13 protein-coding genes are annotated in these 15,489 nt (G+C 32.2%); 12 read left to right on the top strand and 1 reads right to left on the bottom strand.

What is annotated here, in order from left to right:
* Nucleotides 1–25 precede the first annotated feature (25 nt).
* From C4S29_RS12615 to C4S29_RS12595, 5 genes are all read left to right on the top strand, one after another.
* Entirely contained in the window at nucleotides 26–1,957 is a 1,932-nt protein-coding gene (locus tag C4S29_RS12615; RefSeq protein ID WP_103914462.1) for a M1 family aminopeptidase, read from the top strand.
* A gap of 595 nt (nucleotides 1,958–2,552) precedes the next feature.
* Nucleotides 2,553–3,746, top strand: coding sequence for a glycine C-acetyltransferase (kbl, locus tag C4S29_RS12610; protein ID WP_103914461.1), 1,194 nt, complete (start codon nucleotides 2,553–2,555; stop codon nucleotides 3,744–3,746).
* A gap of 78 nt (nucleotides 3,747–3,824) precedes the next feature.
* Complete coding sequence (locus C4S29_RS12605) at nucleotides 3,825–4,610, top strand: CPBP family intramembrane glutamic endopeptidase (protein ID WP_103914460.1); 786 nt, start codon at nucleotides 3,825–3,827, stop codon at nucleotides 4,608–4,610.
* 175 nt (nucleotides 4,611–4,785) lie between these two features.
* Entirely contained in the window at nucleotides 4,786–5,130 is a 345-nt protein-coding gene (locus C4S29_RS12600; protein WP_103914459.1) for a hypothetical protein, read from the top strand.
* Between the two features lie 37 nt (nucleotides 5,131–5,167).
* Nucleotides 5,168–5,596, top strand: coding sequence for a DUF4268 domain-containing protein (locus C4S29_RS12595; RefSeq protein ID WP_103914653.1), 429 nt, complete (start codon nucleotides 5,168–5,170; stop codon nucleotides 5,594–5,596).
* Between the two features lie 241 nt (nucleotides 5,597–5,837).
* Here C4S29_RS12595 and C4S29_RS12590 read toward each other — a convergent pair whose 3' ends face one another.
* A complete protein-coding gene (locus C4S29_RS12590; RefSeq protein ID WP_103914458.1) occupies nucleotides 5,838–7,388 on the bottom strand; it encodes a GMC oxidoreductase in 1,551 nt (516 codons plus the stop codon).
* A gap of 203 nt (nucleotides 7,389–7,591) precedes the next feature.
* Here C4S29_RS12590 and C4S29_RS12585 point away from each other — a divergent pair, with 203 nt between their 5' ends.
* The 7 genes from C4S29_RS12585 (at nucleotide 7,592) to C4S29_RS12555 (ending at nucleotide 15,186) form a co-directional block, all read left to right on the top strand.
* Complete coding sequence (locus tag C4S29_RS12585) at nucleotides 7,592–9,010, top strand: L-serine ammonia-lyase (RefSeq protein ID WP_103914457.1); 1,419 nt, start codon at nucleotides 7,592–7,594, stop codon at nucleotides 9,008–9,010.
* A 79-nt stretch (nucleotides 9,011–9,089) separates the two neighbouring features.
* Nucleotides 9,090–9,515 carry an OsmC family protein gene (locus C4S29_RS12580; RefSeq protein WP_103914456.1) on the top strand — a complete coding sequence of 142 codons (426 nt, stop codon included), beginning with the start codon at nucleotides 9,090–9,092 and terminating at the stop codon, nucleotides 9,513–9,515.
* Nucleotides 9,512–10,684, top strand: a complete 1,173-nt coding sequence (locus C4S29_RS12575; protein WP_103914455.1) for a trans-sulfuration enzyme family protein — start codon at nucleotides 9,512–9,514, stop codon at nucleotides 10,682–10,684. Before C4S29_RS12580 ends, C4S29_RS12575 begins: the two co-directional genes overlap by 4 nt.
* Before the next feature lie 93 nt (nucleotides 10,685–10,777).
* Nucleotides 10,778–11,455, top strand: coding sequence for a response regulator transcription factor (locus C4S29_RS12570; protein ID WP_103914454.1), 678 nt, complete (start codon nucleotides 10,778–10,780; stop codon nucleotides 11,453–11,455).
* Complete coding sequence (locus tag C4S29_RS12565) at nucleotides 11,452–12,708, top strand: sensor histidine kinase (RefSeq protein WP_103914453.1); 1,257 nt, start codon at nucleotides 11,452–11,454, stop codon at nucleotides 12,706–12,708. Before C4S29_RS12570 ends, C4S29_RS12565 begins: the two co-directional genes overlap by 4 nt.
* Nucleotides 12,709–13,000: 292 nt before the next feature.
* Complete coding sequence (locus tag C4S29_RS12560) at nucleotides 13,001–14,257, top strand: TolC family protein (RefSeq protein WP_103914452.1); 1,257 nt, start codon at nucleotides 13,001–13,003, stop codon at nucleotides 14,255–14,257.
* Nucleotides 14,254–15,186, top strand: a complete 933-nt coding sequence (locus C4S29_RS12555) for an efflux RND transporter periplasmic adaptor subunit (RefSeq protein ID WP_103914451.1) — start codon at nucleotides 14,254–14,256, stop codon at nucleotides 15,184–15,186. The genes C4S29_RS12560 and C4S29_RS12555 overlap by 4 nt, the downstream gene beginning before the upstream one ends.
* Nucleotides 15,187–15,489 lie beyond the last annotated feature (303 nt).

Genomic DNA, 15,489 nt, shown 5'->3' with positions numbered 1-15,489 from the left:
CCTTAAAAACAATAAATATTTACATATGAAACAAATATATTTAATTATTATTTTGTACTGTTTTACCCCCTTTCTTTCGGCGCAAAATATTAGCGAAGAGAGAGATAGAAAAGCAATGATAAACGGCGAAGCAGGCACTTATCAAAAAATGATTTCGTTTAATATAAATCCCAATACTTTAAATTATGATTTGAAATCTCAAAGATTAGAATTACAATTAGATCCTTCTGTACAAAAGGTTACGGGGATTGTAACTTCAGCATTTGTTCCCAATCAAAATATAAATTCAATTTATTTTGATTTGGCCAATACTTTAACGGTTTCTGAAGTGAAATTTCATGGTAATAATCTCACTTTTACCCAACTTCCGACAAAAGAATTGAAAATTGATTTTGCTAATGCGCTTCCTTCTAATACTTTAGATTCACTTTCAATAAAATATTCTGGGATTCCAGATCTTTCAACAGGAGCATTCACAACCAGCACACAGAGCGGAACACCAGTTTTATACACGCTTTCTGAACCTTACGGTGCGCAAGAATGGTTTCCCACAAAGCAAAGTATGAATGATAAAATTGAAAAAATTCAAATGATTGTAACGGCGCCTTCGCAATATAATGTGGCTTCAAACGGAAAATTAATTTCTGAAACAGTTTCTGGCGCTAATAAAACCACATTTTGGCAAACTAAATATCCAATTCCAGCGTATCTAATCGCTTTAGGAATCACCAATTATACCAAATTTAATGATGTGATTTCTACACCGCCTTTTCCTTTTGTAAATTATGTTTATCCTTCTACCGCAGCGGATGCCAACAAAATGAGCATCATCGATTGGACGAAACAAATTCTCCCAGTTTATGAGCAGTTTTTTGGCGATTATCCCTACCGAAATGAAAAATACGGTCACATGGAATTTGGCTGGGGCGGCGGCATGGAACACGCTACAATAACTTCTATGGGCGGCTGGACGCAGACTTTAATCGCTCACGAACTTGCTCACCAATGGTTTGGTGATAAAATAACTTGCGGCGCTTGGAACGACATTTGGCTAAATGAAGGTTTTGCAACTTTTGGCGAGCATCTTACACGCGAAAAATTATTAAATACGCCCGCAGAATTTCAAGCCTATTTATTAAATCAAAAAAATTTCATTACATCGCTGCCAAGCGGAAGTGTTTACGTTTCTGATGTCAATTTAGCAAATATTAATGCCATTTTTGACGGTCGTTTATCTTATGCAAAAGGAGGTTATGTGCTAAGAATGTTGAAATGGATTTTGGGTGATGATAATTTCTATCAGGCTTTAAGAGATTATAATTCCCGACCAAATTTGGCTTACAATTACGCAAAAACTGAAGATTTTAAAAATTCATTACTTCAATCAACTGGCAAAGATTTTACAGAATTTTTTAACGAATGGATTTACGGACAAGGCTATCCCACTTATACTATTCAATATAAACAATCTTCTGTAAACCAAAGTATTACATTTAAAATTTCACAAACACAAAGCGATTCTTCCGTTTCTTATTTTAAAATACCATTGCCAATAAAAGTGACAGGAACTTTGGGCGAAACCGCCTATTTTGCTTTAGATAATGACAGTAATAATCAATATTTTACTGAACCACTAAATTTTACTGTTGCTAATGTTGAATTCAATTATGAGTTGCAAATCCTCGAGAAAAACTCAACTATAACGCAAAACTCAAATTTGCAAACAAACCAAAATTCAATAAATTCTAAACTTCAAATCTATCCAAATCCAGCCAAAAATTCTTTAACAATTTTTGGTTTACAAACAAGCGAAATTTTTGAAATTTATTCAGCCGATGGCAGAAAAGTTAAAAGTGGAAAATTCTACCCGAACTCAAATATTAATATTTCTGGTTTTGCTAAAGGTTTTTACATTTTAAAAATTGCAGGTCAGAATTTTAAATTTATTAAAGAATAAACGTACTTTTTCAAAAATATATTTTCATCCACTTTGTCAAAGTTTAAAAGCGCAAAGCAAGTACTTTGACAAAGTTTTTATATATTTCGCTCCACTTTGTCAAAGTTTTAAAGCGCAAAGCAAGTACGTTGACAAAGTTTTTTAGTAAAACTAAACGACTCGAAAAAACAAAATAATCTCCAAATCTTCATAATTCTAGTTGTTAATAATATAATTTAAAGTTTAGATTTTTAAAATCCGGAAAATCCAAATAATTCCAATAATTCCGAATAATTCCTGCAAGAAATCCCATCCACTTTGTCAAAGTTTTAAAGCGCAGAGCAAGTACTTTGACAAAGTTTTTTAGTAAAACCAAAAGTCCCGAAAAAACTTAATAATCTTCAAATTAAAGTTTTGATTTTAAAATTTCACTATAATCAACAAATTCCTTAGAATCATTTCATTACATAGAATTGCAATTTTCAAAATCAAAACCAAAAATCATTTCCATTTTTCGTAATTTAGCGACTCAATAATTTTACAGATTTTAAACTAATATCTCAAATCTCACATCTCACATCACAAATCTCAAATCTCAAATCTAACATCTAAAATCATGCTTTCACAAAAATTTCTTCAAACTCTACAATCCGAACTTCAAACTATCGAAAACGAAGGTTTATACAAAAAAGAACGCATCATCTCTTCGCCACAATCGGCAGAAATTACTGCAAATGGCAAAGAATTACTCAACTTTTGCGCGAATAATTATCTCGGACTTTCCGATAATTCAGAAGTCATAAAAGCGGCCAAAGAAATGATGGATTCTCACGGTTTCGGCTTGTCTTCCGTTCGTTTTATCTGTGGAACTCAGGATATTCACAAAACTTTAGAAAGCAAAATTTCAGAATTTTTAGGAATGGAAGATACCATTTTATACGCCGCATGTTTTGACGCCAATGGTGGTGTTTTTGAGCCATTATTTACAGCAGAAGATTGTATAATTTCAGATTCATTAAATCACGCATCCATTATTGATGGTGTAAGACTTTGTAAAGCAGCGAGATACCGATACGAAAACAATAATATGGCAGATTTAGAAGCGCAATTAATTGAGGCTTCAAAACAAAATCACCGCCATACAATTATCGTCACAGACGGTGTTTTCTCAATGGACGGAATCGTCGCTAATTTAGCAGGAATTTGTGACTTAGCCGATAAATACGGCGCTTTGGTTATGGTAGATGATTGTCACGCCACAGGATTTATCGGCAAAACCGGTCGCGGAACGCACGAAGCAAACAACGTAATGGGAAGAGTGGATATTATCACCGGAACTTTGGGCAAGGCTTTGGGCGGTGCAATGGGCGGATTTACGTCCGGTAAAAAAGAAATTATTGATATGTTGCGTCAACGTTCGCGTCCGTATTTATTTTCAAATTCTCTCGCGCCAGGAATTGTGGGCGCATCCATAAAAGTCTTAGAAATGATTTCAAACGACACTTCTTTGCGAGACAAAGTGATGGAAAACGCAGAATATTTCCGTAAAGAAATGAAAGCCAAAGGTTTTGATATTCCAGATGGCGATGCGGCAATTGTTCCTGTGATGCTTTACGACGCACCTTTGGCGCAGAAAATGGCGGAAAAATTAATGGATGAAGGCATTTATGTCATCGGTTTTTTCTTCCCCGTCGTGCCAAAAGGAAAAGCCAGAATTCGCGTGCAACTTTCTGCGGCGCACAGCAAAGAACAGTTGGATAAAGCAATTGCAGGTTTCACAAAAGTGGGGAAAGAATTGGGCGTGATTTAAAATTTTACACAAGATTAAAGTGTTAAATATGATAATTGTAATATTTTAGAATTCAAGGAAAAAAATTAAACTTTTGAAATGGGTAAAATTTTTCGAAATTTAGATTTAAAAGCAAGACATTTAGAAGTGCTAAAAATTTCTGTCTCATTTATTGTTTTATTTTTGCTTTACCATTCCGCTGAGTACATGCTTTTATTTAATAATAATATTGCAGGGTTTTTTGGTTTTCAGTTCCTTTTTTTTATAACGGCTTGGTTTTTTGGAAACTGGAATATGAACAATGGTCTTACATTTTGGGGATTATCATTTTCGAAATTGAAACTCAAACATTTTATGATAGGGATATTTTTAGGCCTTTTATTATATGCAATTCCTTATTTAATTTCGCTTTCAATTAGAGTTGAATTTATTACGAACATTCCTGATTGGAAAGATATATTAAAATTAAGTTTGCCATTTGCTTTCGGTGTTATGTTTTCATCATTTTCGGAAGACGTTTTGACTCGCGCAACTGTGTTCAATTTATTTAATAATAAAATAAAAGTTATATGGATTGTACTAATTTCTTCTCTTGTCTATTTATTAAATCACATCTACAGGCTTAATGAAAGTTTTGATACTTTGAGTTATATTTTTTTCTTGGGTGTTTTACTTATTATTCCCTTGATTTTAACTAAGAATCTTTGGATTACTGGTTTTATGCATTGGTCTGGAAATGTTTTTTTTTATGTAACGCACAATGTTATTCAGACTGAAAGCGCTACTCACTTTCTAACACCTAACCGAATTTTTTTAATTTGGATTTTAATTTTAATTCCAATATTATATTATTTAGGCTCGAAATATAAAGAAAAACTTATTTAATGTTTGCGGAATATCCTATGTTTAAACCGCGCTGCGCAAAGTCTTCCGACTTTCGGCAATAATTACAAAAAGCCGTGACCAATAATTAAAAAAAATGTTTTCAAAAGAAGAAGCCGCGACTTTAAAGAAAGAATTTTGAATTTTTAAAATCATTTAATTAATAAATTTTTGATAAATGCAGTTTTTAAAAAATAATAGTGATCTTGTTTTTAAAATTGTTATAATTATAGCATTAATATCTGGTTGGCTATATTCAAATTCTTTAGAAAAAAAAGATAATAAAGAATTGTTTGATTCCTCTTTTAAAGCTGTGGTCTTTAAAAAATATAATCTAAGAAATGAAATTTTGCTCTGTAAAGATTTGAAAATTAAAAATAAAGAAAATTTTATTAATTCTACCTCAGAACTTTATAATAAAATAACTGTTGGAGATACAATCTATAAATTACCAAATAGCAATTACTGCATTATTCTCAATAAAAATTTAAAAGTGCTATGTTACGACATAGATTTCAAATAGCATGTATTTTAAAGTTCGAAAAGTAAATAAGAAAAAAATGTTTTCAAAAGAAGAAGCCGCAACCTTAAAGAAAGAATTTTGGACTGCTTTCGGGAAATCTTTTCCCCGAAAATGGTTGTTGTATGATACAAAAATTAAAGATCTTTCCTTTAAATTTTACGCCGATAATAAAAAAGCGGAAGTTTCTTTAAATATAGAAATGAATGATGAAGTTTTCCGAAATGCTTATTTTGAAAAAATACAAAGTTTAGAAAATCTTTTTCTTGGAGAAATCCCAGAACTTTTTTTAGATGAAAATTTCACTTTACAAAACGGAAAAATAATCAGTAAAATCTGGGTAGAAAAAACTGGCGTTAGTATTTTCAACAAAAATACTTGGCGCGATATTTTCGAATTTTTTGTTGAAAATATGGATAAAATGGAAACTTTGTTTTTGGATTATGAAGATTTTATTAAAGATATTTAATTCTTGAAACCACTTACTTGTTTGTAGAAAGTCAGATTTACAGATTTTTTTTCCTGCCTTTGTAAGTTTCTTTTTCAAAAATTAATCTGAAATTGAAAATTTTTATATTATCATTTTAACCTGGTTTTTTTCCGGAAAAAAATGCTCAATCGGAGCAATATCTGTGTAAAAAAATGAATAAGATTAAAAAGAACTCCGAAGGAGTTTAATCTTTTAAACTAATTTTAATGACAAAATGATATTAGTTAGTTTCCAAAGCCATTAAATGTTCTCCAACTCTAATCGCATTTGCAATAATCGTCAGAGATGGGTTTACCGCGCCACAACTTGGGAAAAACGAGGCATCTACAACATATAAATTATCAATCTCGTGTGTTTTGCAGTTGATATCCAAAACTGAAGTTTCAGGATTATTTCCAAATCTTAAAGTTCCATTTTGATGCGCAACACCAGCCAATGGAATCTTCTTACTAACGTTAATATTTTCTGGTAAAAATTTAATATGATCCTCCATTTCCGTTAAAACTTTAGAGAATTTTTTTAACAATTGGTCTAAAGCTTCCTCATTGTGCGGCGTATAATTTAAATGGATTTGATTATTTTTCCATTCCACACGGTTTTCTGGCATAGGTAAATCTTCCGCCATAAACCACCAATCTACAGAATGCTCGGCCATTTCAGATAATACTTTCGAAGGCGTGAAAAAGGGTGCATCTCCAGTCAACATGTAGCGGTTGCTTTTTCCCATAAGTTGAATGCCGCCCATCGGAAATTTAAAATTTTCGTTTTGCGGATCGGCAAAATAATAATCATTTATAGCGAAAGTTTTTTGAAATTTTACAGGGTTTTCTTTAAAACTCATCGCGAGCATCGCAGCATTTTGGTGTTTCATAAAATTGCGCCCAACTTGGTCGCTTTTGTTTGCTAAACCATTTGGATGTTTTTCATTAGCAGATTTCAAAAATAAAACAGCAGAATTTATAGCACCACAAGAAACGATGACTGTTTTGCCTTCAAAAATTATTTTTTCTCCGTTTAAATTGGTTTCAACGCCTGTAATTTTGGTGCCTTCATCGTTAGTTAGCAATTTTTCGGCTTTAGCATTTATTAATAAAGTTACATTTTCTCTATTCATTATTGGCCGAATACAATTGATGTCAGAATCTGCTTTCGCATGCAGCAAACACGGAAAACCATCACAAGTATCGCATTTTATGCATTTGCTTTGTAGTAGATTTTTTTCATTTAATTTTACACCAAGCGGAATATCAAACGGATGAAGTCCCATTTTCGTTAAACCTTCCCGAACTTCTGCAATTCTAGGTTCATCTGCAACGCCCTCAAATGGCAATGGCGCACTTCGAAACGGTTCTGTAGGATCTACACCTGCTTTTCCGTGTACGTCAAACAATTTTTCTGCTTTATCATAAAAGGGTTCAAAATCTTCATATTTTAAAGGCCAACTCGGGCTAATGCCACCAAAATGTTGGATTTCGCCAAAATCCTCTTCTCTTAATCTAAAAAGTGCTGCACCATAAACTTTCGTATTTCCACCAACCCAATAACCTGTTCCTGGATGCAAATCTTCACCGTTTTTATCTTTCCAAACTTCTTTGGTGTGGTACCTTTCTTTTTCAAAAACTTCTACAGTATCCCAATTTTCTTTTTCTTGCGGAAGAAAATTTCCTCGTTCTAATATTAAAATTGTTTTCCCACTTTCGGCTAAAGTGTATGCGATTGTGCCGCCACCTGCGCCGCTTCCGATGATGATATAGTCGTAATTTGTCTGCATTTCAAAAATTTATGAGGTAAAAATACAAAAGACAAATCCGCTAATTAATATTTTAGGAAACTTTAAAGGATTTTAACTTTTTTTATTTTCAAAATTTACCACTCTGTTTTTTATGAAAGAAACCTTCTTGCCACTGTGTTAAAATTTATTCAAAAGTTAACATCAATTTTTTATCTTTGTTAACAAACATTTTTCAACATATTATGCAATCCATCAGTATTTTCGAAATTATAAAAGTGGGCATCGGTCCGTCTAGTTCTCATACAATGGGGCCTTGGAACGCCGCAGAATTTTTTTTAGATAAAATAAGACGTGAAAACAGCATACAAAATGTGTCTGAGATAAATGTAGAATTTTTTGGCTCACTTGCAAAAACTGGTGTTGGCCACGGAACTGATATCGCTGGAATGCTTGGCTTAAGTGGCGAAAATTTTAAAACTATTAATACCAAAAAAATTTCCGAGAAAATAGAATTAATTAAAAATAGCAAGCAAATAAATCTCGGTGGTGAGAAAATTCTTCCGTTTGTTTATGGAAAAAATTTAATTTTAAATAAAGAAAAATCTTTAGATTTTCATCCAAATGGAATGGTCTTTACCGCGAAATTTGAAAATGGTGAAACTTTAAGCCAAGATTACTATTCTGTTGGCGGCGGTTTTGTAGCAACCAAAGAAGAAAATTCTTTAGAGGAATCTTGCATTAGAACGCTTTATCCTTGTCATAAAGCAAAAGATTTGAGGTTTTATTGTGAGCGATTAAATTTAGATAGAATTTCAGATTTAATTTTAATAAATGAAGAATCTTGGCGAACACAAGAAGAAACTAGGGCAGAAGCGCTTTATATTTGGAAACAGATAAAAGAATGCATTTACAAAGGTGTAAATGCTGAAGGAACTTTGCCAGGCGGCTTAAATGTGACGCGTCGCGCTGCAAATTTAAATCGTAAACTTTTGGGCGATAAAATTTACAAAAATATTGATGAATGGTTTAAATTGGTTGTAGATGCGGAAGAAACTTTCACTACGATTAATAAATGGGTGTCTTGTTTTGCTTTGGCTGTCAATGAAGAAAATGCGAGTTTTGGTAGAATAATTACTGCACCCACAAACGGCGCAAGTGGTGTGATTCCAGCAGTTTTAATGTTTGCGCAAGCTTTTACCGAGTTTACTTCAGACGAAGAAATTATCAGATTTATTTTAGTTGCTGGCGAAATTGGCACTTTATTCAAAAAAAACGCAACTATTTCAGCAGCGATGGGCGGTTGCCAAGCAGAAATAGGTGTTTCATCTGCGATGGCAGCAGCGGGTTTAACGGAAATTATGGGCGGAAGTCCGGGCCAAGTTTTGATGGCCGCTGAAATTGCGATGGAGCATCATCTTGGTTTAACCTGCGATCCGATAGGCGGTTTGGTGCAAATTCCTTGTATTGAACGAAATTCTATGGGCGCTATGAAAGCCATCACAGCGGCAAATATCGCATTGGAAAGTGATCCCGAAAAAGCAAAAGTTTCACTCGATCAAGTCATCCAAACCATGTGGGAAACAGCGCAAGAAATGAGTGAGCGCTTTAAAGAAACCTCCGAAGGCGGTTTGGCGATAGCGGTGAACGTGGCAGAATGTTAAAAAAAATACATTTTTGCAAATAAGTATTTTAATAATACAAGTTTTTGAAAGGAAAATGAATAGAAAGCATTAAAGAAAAATGAAAATTAAATTAAATAGAATTGGTGACGCATATCATTTCAAAGCTGAAAATGAAAGAGGACACATCGTTGAAATGGATAGTAGAGCGGAGTTTGGCGGTCAAGATTTGGCAGCAAGCCCAATGGAACTTTTACTGATGAGTTTAGCGGGTTGTAGTAGTATTGATATTATTTCAATCTTAAAAAAACAAAAACAAAACATCACTTCATTTCGGACAGAAGTGGAAGGGATTCGCGTGCCTATTGATGCTGCTTCTCCTTTTAAAAAAATTACTTTAATGATCTATTTAGAGGGCAATATAAGTAAGGAAAAAGCCTTGAAAGCAGCTGATTTGTCTTTTCAAAAATATTGTTCTGTTGCCAAAACTATAGAACCAACGGCCGAGATTAATTATAAAATTGTATTAAATTCTGAAACATTATGAATAAAAAGAAACTAGGTTTTGAAACAAATTCTATTAGAAACCAATTAGAACGAACGCAATACCAAGAACATTCTGTTCCTTTGTTTTTAACCTCCAGTTTTATTTTTGAAGATGCCGAAGATATGAGAGCATCGTTTTCTGAAGAAAAAGAAAGAAATATCTACAGCCGATTTTCTAATCCAAATACTTCAGAATTTGTAGAAAAAATTTGCCAAATGGAAGGTGCAGAAGAAGGCTATGCATTTGCAACAGGTATGGCAGCCGTGTTTTCTACATTTGCAGCATTATTAAATGCCGGCGATCACGTCGTTTCTGCAGGAAGTGTTTTTGGTTCCACTCATGCTTTATTTACTAAATATTTTCCAAAATGGAATATAGAAACAAGTTATTTCAATATAAATCAGCCAGAAACAATAGAACAATTTATAAAACCTAATACAAAAATTTTATACGCCGAAAGTCCTACAAACCCCGCTGTAGATATAATTGACCTCGAATTATTAGCAAATATTGCAAAAAAGCACAATCTCATTTTAATCATTGATAATTGCTTTGCAACGCCTTATTTGCAAAATCCAATTGCTTTTGGTGCAGATATCGTTATTCATTCTGCCACAAAATTGATTGATGGGCAAGGTCGTGTTTTGGGCGGAATCGCAGTAGGAAGGGCAGATTTAATAAGAGAAATTTATTTATTTTCTAGAAATACTGGGCCAGCTTTATCGCCTTTCAATGCATGGGTTTTGTCTAAAAGTTTGGAAACATTGGCTGTTAGAGTAGAGAAACATTGTGATAACGCACTAAAAATTGCAACTTTTTTAGAATCAAATGCAAACGTGCAAACCGTGAAATATCCTTTTTTGCCTTCGCATCCACAATTTGAAATAGCAAAAAAACAAATGCGTTTGGGCGGAAATATTGTTTCTTTCGAAATAAAAGGCGGTTTGGCAGCAGGAAGAGCATTTTTAGACAAAATAAAAATGTGCTCACTTTCAGCAAATTTAGGAGACACTCGCACAATTGTTACACATCCTGCTTCTACAACGCACAGTAAATTATCCGTCGAAGAAAGATTATCTGTAGGGATTACAGACGGATTAGTGCGAGTATCAGTAGGTTTGGAAACCGTGGAAGATGTTGTAAATGATTTGCAGCAAGCTTTGGGATAGATTTAAATAGGGTTTTAAAAACATTTTGACTGATGATTTAAGAAAAAATCAGTTTTTATTCAGTTTTAAGACTTAATTTTCTAAAAAATTTCAATGAAAATTTTATTAATCGAAGATGAAGACCAACTCAGCAAAAGTATTTTAGAATACCTGAAAAACGAAAAATACAGTTGTGAAGTCGCCAAAAATTATTCTAATGCCATAGAAAAATTAGAATCTTTCGCCTACGATTGCATTTTATTAGACATCACTTTGCCCGACGGAAACGGCCTAAATCTTCTAAAATTTTTAAAAGAAGAAAAAAAATCCGACGGCGTTATTATTATTTCTGCTAAAAATTCTTTAGACGATAAAATTCTTGGTTTGCAACTCGGCGCAGATGATTATTTGCCGAAACCTTTTCATCTTGCCGAACTCGGCGCCAGAATTTCTTCTGTCATTAGAAGAAGACAATTTAAAGGAAATTCTACAATTTTAATTAATGATTTAGAAATTGACACCGATTCAAAAATCATTTTATTTAATAAAAAAGCCATTGATTTTACCCGAAAAGAATACGATATTTTGCTCTATCTTTCTGTGAATAAAAACAGAATTATTTCTAAAAACGCCATTGCAGAACACATCGCAGAAGACAATATTGATTTTTTTGATAATTTTGATTTCCTTTACGCGCACATAAAAAATATCAAGAAAAAATTAGCCAAAATTGGCGCAAAAGATTGCATAAAATCGGTTTACGGAATGGGTTATAAAATTGAAGCGAAATGAAGTTAACGCATTATATTTCATTGCGTTACATCGGTGTTTCGGTTTTAGTAATGCTGGTTTCTATTCCTGTTTTTTATTTTGTGTTGCAATCGGTTTTAACACATAATATTGATGAAAGTCTGCAAGATCAAAAAACTTTGGTAACTGAAAAATTACAAAATCTACACGATAAGAATTTTTTGATTTTAGAAAATGAAATAACTGTAGTTAAAAGTTCAAATGCCTTTTCAAAAGACCAACTTTTCACAAAAGAAATTTATAATAATATAGAAAACGAAAAAGAATTTTATAGAATTTTACAGTTTTCAGTGAAGTCTGATGGCGTTAATTATAATGTTCAAATAAAAGAATCTTTGGTGGAAAGTGAAGATTTGTTAAAAATTATTTTAAAACTTCTAATCTCAATTTTGCTCGTTTTAGTCGGGACTTTGCTCATCATAAATTACAATATCAAGCAAAAAGTTTGGAAACCATTTTATAAAACTTTAGAAAAATTAAAACAGTTTCGCGTAGATAAAGTAGATGAATTGAATTTAGAAAAAAGCAAGATTAATGAGTTTAATGACCTGAATTTTTCGCTAAACGAACTTTCTTCCAACAATAAAAAAGTCTATCAATCTCAAAAAGAATTTACAGAAAACGCTTCTCACGAGTTGCAAACGCCACTTGCAATTGTGCAAAATAATTTAGAATTATTCTGGCAAACTGAAAACATTTCGGCGCAACAAGCAGAAATTTTAAACGATATTTCGAATGCGACTTCCAGAATGAGCAAACTCAACAAATCCCTTTTGTTGCTTTCGAAGATTGAAAACAAACAGTTTTCTGAAACTCAAAACGTTAATCTTAATCTTTTGGCAGAAAAATTTTTTAAAAATTACCAAGAGCAAATTAAATTTAAAAATCTTTATTTAAAAACGAGTTTATCAGAAATTTTTATTGTTGAAATAGACGAAAATTTAGCCGAAATTTTGGTGGGAAATTTACTTTTAAATGCTTTAAAATATGCACCAAAAGACAGCGAAGTAGAAGTGGTTTTTAGCGAAAACGAATTGCTAATTTCTAATCTATCAGATGGAAAAGCATTAGATAAAGAAAAATTATTCAACCGATTTCAACGGCAAAATAATAAAGAAAAAGGAACGGGTTTAGGTTTAGAAATTGCGAAACAAATTGCCAATGCTTTCCACTTAAATTTAAGTTATGAATTTAAGGAAAACCGCCATTTTTTTGTTTTAAACCGTTTAAATTAACCACAGAGACACAAAGATTTCACGAAGGAAACTGAGTTTAACCTAAAAAACATTTTAAAACCGGTTTTTGTCATTCCGTAGGAATCTAGGCGGTTTATTTTCTTTGCTTAGATTCCTATGGAATGACAAAAAATGTTGCTTAAATTGAAAAATGAAATTCGTGCCTTTGTGAAGAAACTGGTGCATTCCTTTTTAAACATACTATTAAAATTAAATATTTTGGTTTGTAAAATTCAGTTTTTATACAGAATTAAACTTTATTTTTGAATTTAATTTCCAGATTTAATCCTAAATGTTCGAGTCAAAAAAAATAAAATTATTTTTATTTCTGCTTTTTTCCTTTTTAAATACGGGATTTTTCACGGCGCAAAACACACTCGATTATTATCTAAAAACTTCCCAGCAAAATAATCCGAATTTAAAAGATTTCAACAACCAAATGAGCATTACTTCTTTGGACAGCATAAAAATGCGCAAAGAATTTGGTTTTAAAGTAAATGGCATTGCAGATGCGTCTTATTCGCCGGTAATTAATGGTTACGGATATAGCGGAAACACCACGATTAACGGAAATAATCTCACTTTTTTGGGCAGAGTTTCCCGTGATTTTTTAAGTAAAAAAAATTATAATGCAAAACTGAATTCTTTTTCTTTAGCGATTCAGCAATTAATAAATCAGAAAAATTTTTCGGCTTTAAATTTAAAAAAAGCCATTACAGAGCAATATCTTTTGGCGTATCAAAACCAAGAGCAAACAAAAATTGACCAAGAAATTATTGATATTTTCGGGCAAGAAGATTTAATTTTAAAAAAATTAACCCAAAAATCCGTCTTTCGGCAAACTGATTATTTGAGTTTTAAAGTGACGCAACAGCAAAATGAATTGCAACTTAAGCAACATTTAGCCGATTTTCAGAATAATTTTGGATTGCTGCAATTGCTTTCTGGCGATGAAGAAAAAGACATTTCAGACTTGCAAAAACCAGAATTTAATTTGCAATTAGAACCGGATTTTAAAGAAAGTATTTATTCTAAAAAATTCAAAACAGACAGTTTGAAATTAGAAAACGACATTAATTTAATCAATTACAGTTACCAACCGAAACTTTCCTTGTATGCAGATGGCGGTTATTCTTCCGCTTTAATGCAAACGCCGTATAAAAATTTTGGCATTAGCGCAGGTTTTTCTTTAAATATTCCGATTTATGATGGTCATCAAAAAGAATTGTCTTTGCAACAGAAAAAAATAGAACTCGACACGCGAAAAAATTACACCGATTTTTATGAAAAGCAATTTAAACAACAAAAAGCGGTAATAAAAAACCAGATCTCAAAGTACAACGAAATGGTAAATCTGGCTACAACACAAATGAAATATTCCAAAACTTTAATTGAAGCCAACCTAAAACAATTACCGACTGGCGATGTAAAAATGGTCGATTTTATTTTAGCAATTACCAATTACACCAACTTAAAAAGTGGACTTTTGCAATATAAAATGCAGATTTTACATTTAGAAAATCAATTAGATAACATGATTCTACCATGATAAAAATATTTAAAATTATCCTGACTTTTACCTTCGTTTTCATACTTTTTTCTTGTAAAAAAAATACGGAAACTGTTGCGCAAGATTCTGCTGTAAATTCTGCTACGCCAGTTTCTGTGGTATTTCCCACGGATACGCTTTCTATAAATAACGCGATTTCCATTAATGCAACGGCAACTTATTTATTAAAATCTGATGTGAAAGCGAACGCAACTGGTTACATCACAAATCTTAGAATTAATTTGGGCGATAATGTACGAAGAGGGCAAATTTTATTTTCTGTGCAAACCAAAGAATCGCGCGCGCTTGGAAATACGATTAATAAATTGGATAAATCTTTCCGGTTTTCTGGCGTTACTTCCGTGGTTTGTCCGGCAAGTGGATTTGTAAATTCTTTAAATCATCAAATTGGCGATTACGTTCAGGAAGGTGAAATTTTAGCCGGAATTACCGATGCTTCAAGTTTCGGTTTTGTGATGAATGTGCCGTATGAATACCACGAAATGCTCATCAACAATAAAAATTTAGAAATTAATTTACCCGACGGAAAAACGCTTCACGGGCATATTGCAAAATTGTTGCCTTCAATTGATCCGATTTCTCAAACCGAAAAAGTCTTAGTAAAACCAAACGAAAATATTTCAATTCCTGAAAATTTAATTGTCAGTATTAATTTAAAACATCAGCAAAATAATACTGGAATTTACGTTCCAAAAAGTGCCGTTTTAACGGATGAAACGCAATCTAAATTTTGGGTAATGAAATTAAAAAACAACGATACCGCGGTAAAAATGGATATCGTAAAAGGAACCGAGAATGAAAATTATGTGCAAATAGTTTCAGGAAATATTAATTTAAAAGACAGAATTATTACTTCTGGAAATTATGGTTTAGAAAATAATGCAAAAGTGAAAGTTGCGAAGGATTAACCACAAAAGATAAATGGAAAAATATATCGCTTTTAAGACCACAAAAGTTTTATATGAAGAGAGTTTGTCATTCCGTAGGAATCTCAGCAGCCTAGATTCCTACGGAATGACAAAAAAAATTAAATACTCTTTGGTCTTTAAAACGTATTAATTAAATGCTTTAAGAATAAAACTTTTGTTCCTTTTGTGGTTTAAAAACTTGTAATTTTTAGAGCCTGTTTAAATTTATAATTTATTTTTACCATTAAGGAATTAAGCCATTTTCGCTTAAAAAACTTAATAAAAATCAATTTATTGATTGGT

This window comes from Halpernia humi, assembly GCF_900108025.1.
In the GTDB taxonomy this organism is placed as follows: domain Bacteria; phylum Bacteroidota; class Bacteroidia; order Flavobacteriales; family Weeksellaceae; genus Halpernia; species Halpernia humi.
This window is presented reverse-complemented; position numbering and strand designations above follow the sequence as displayed.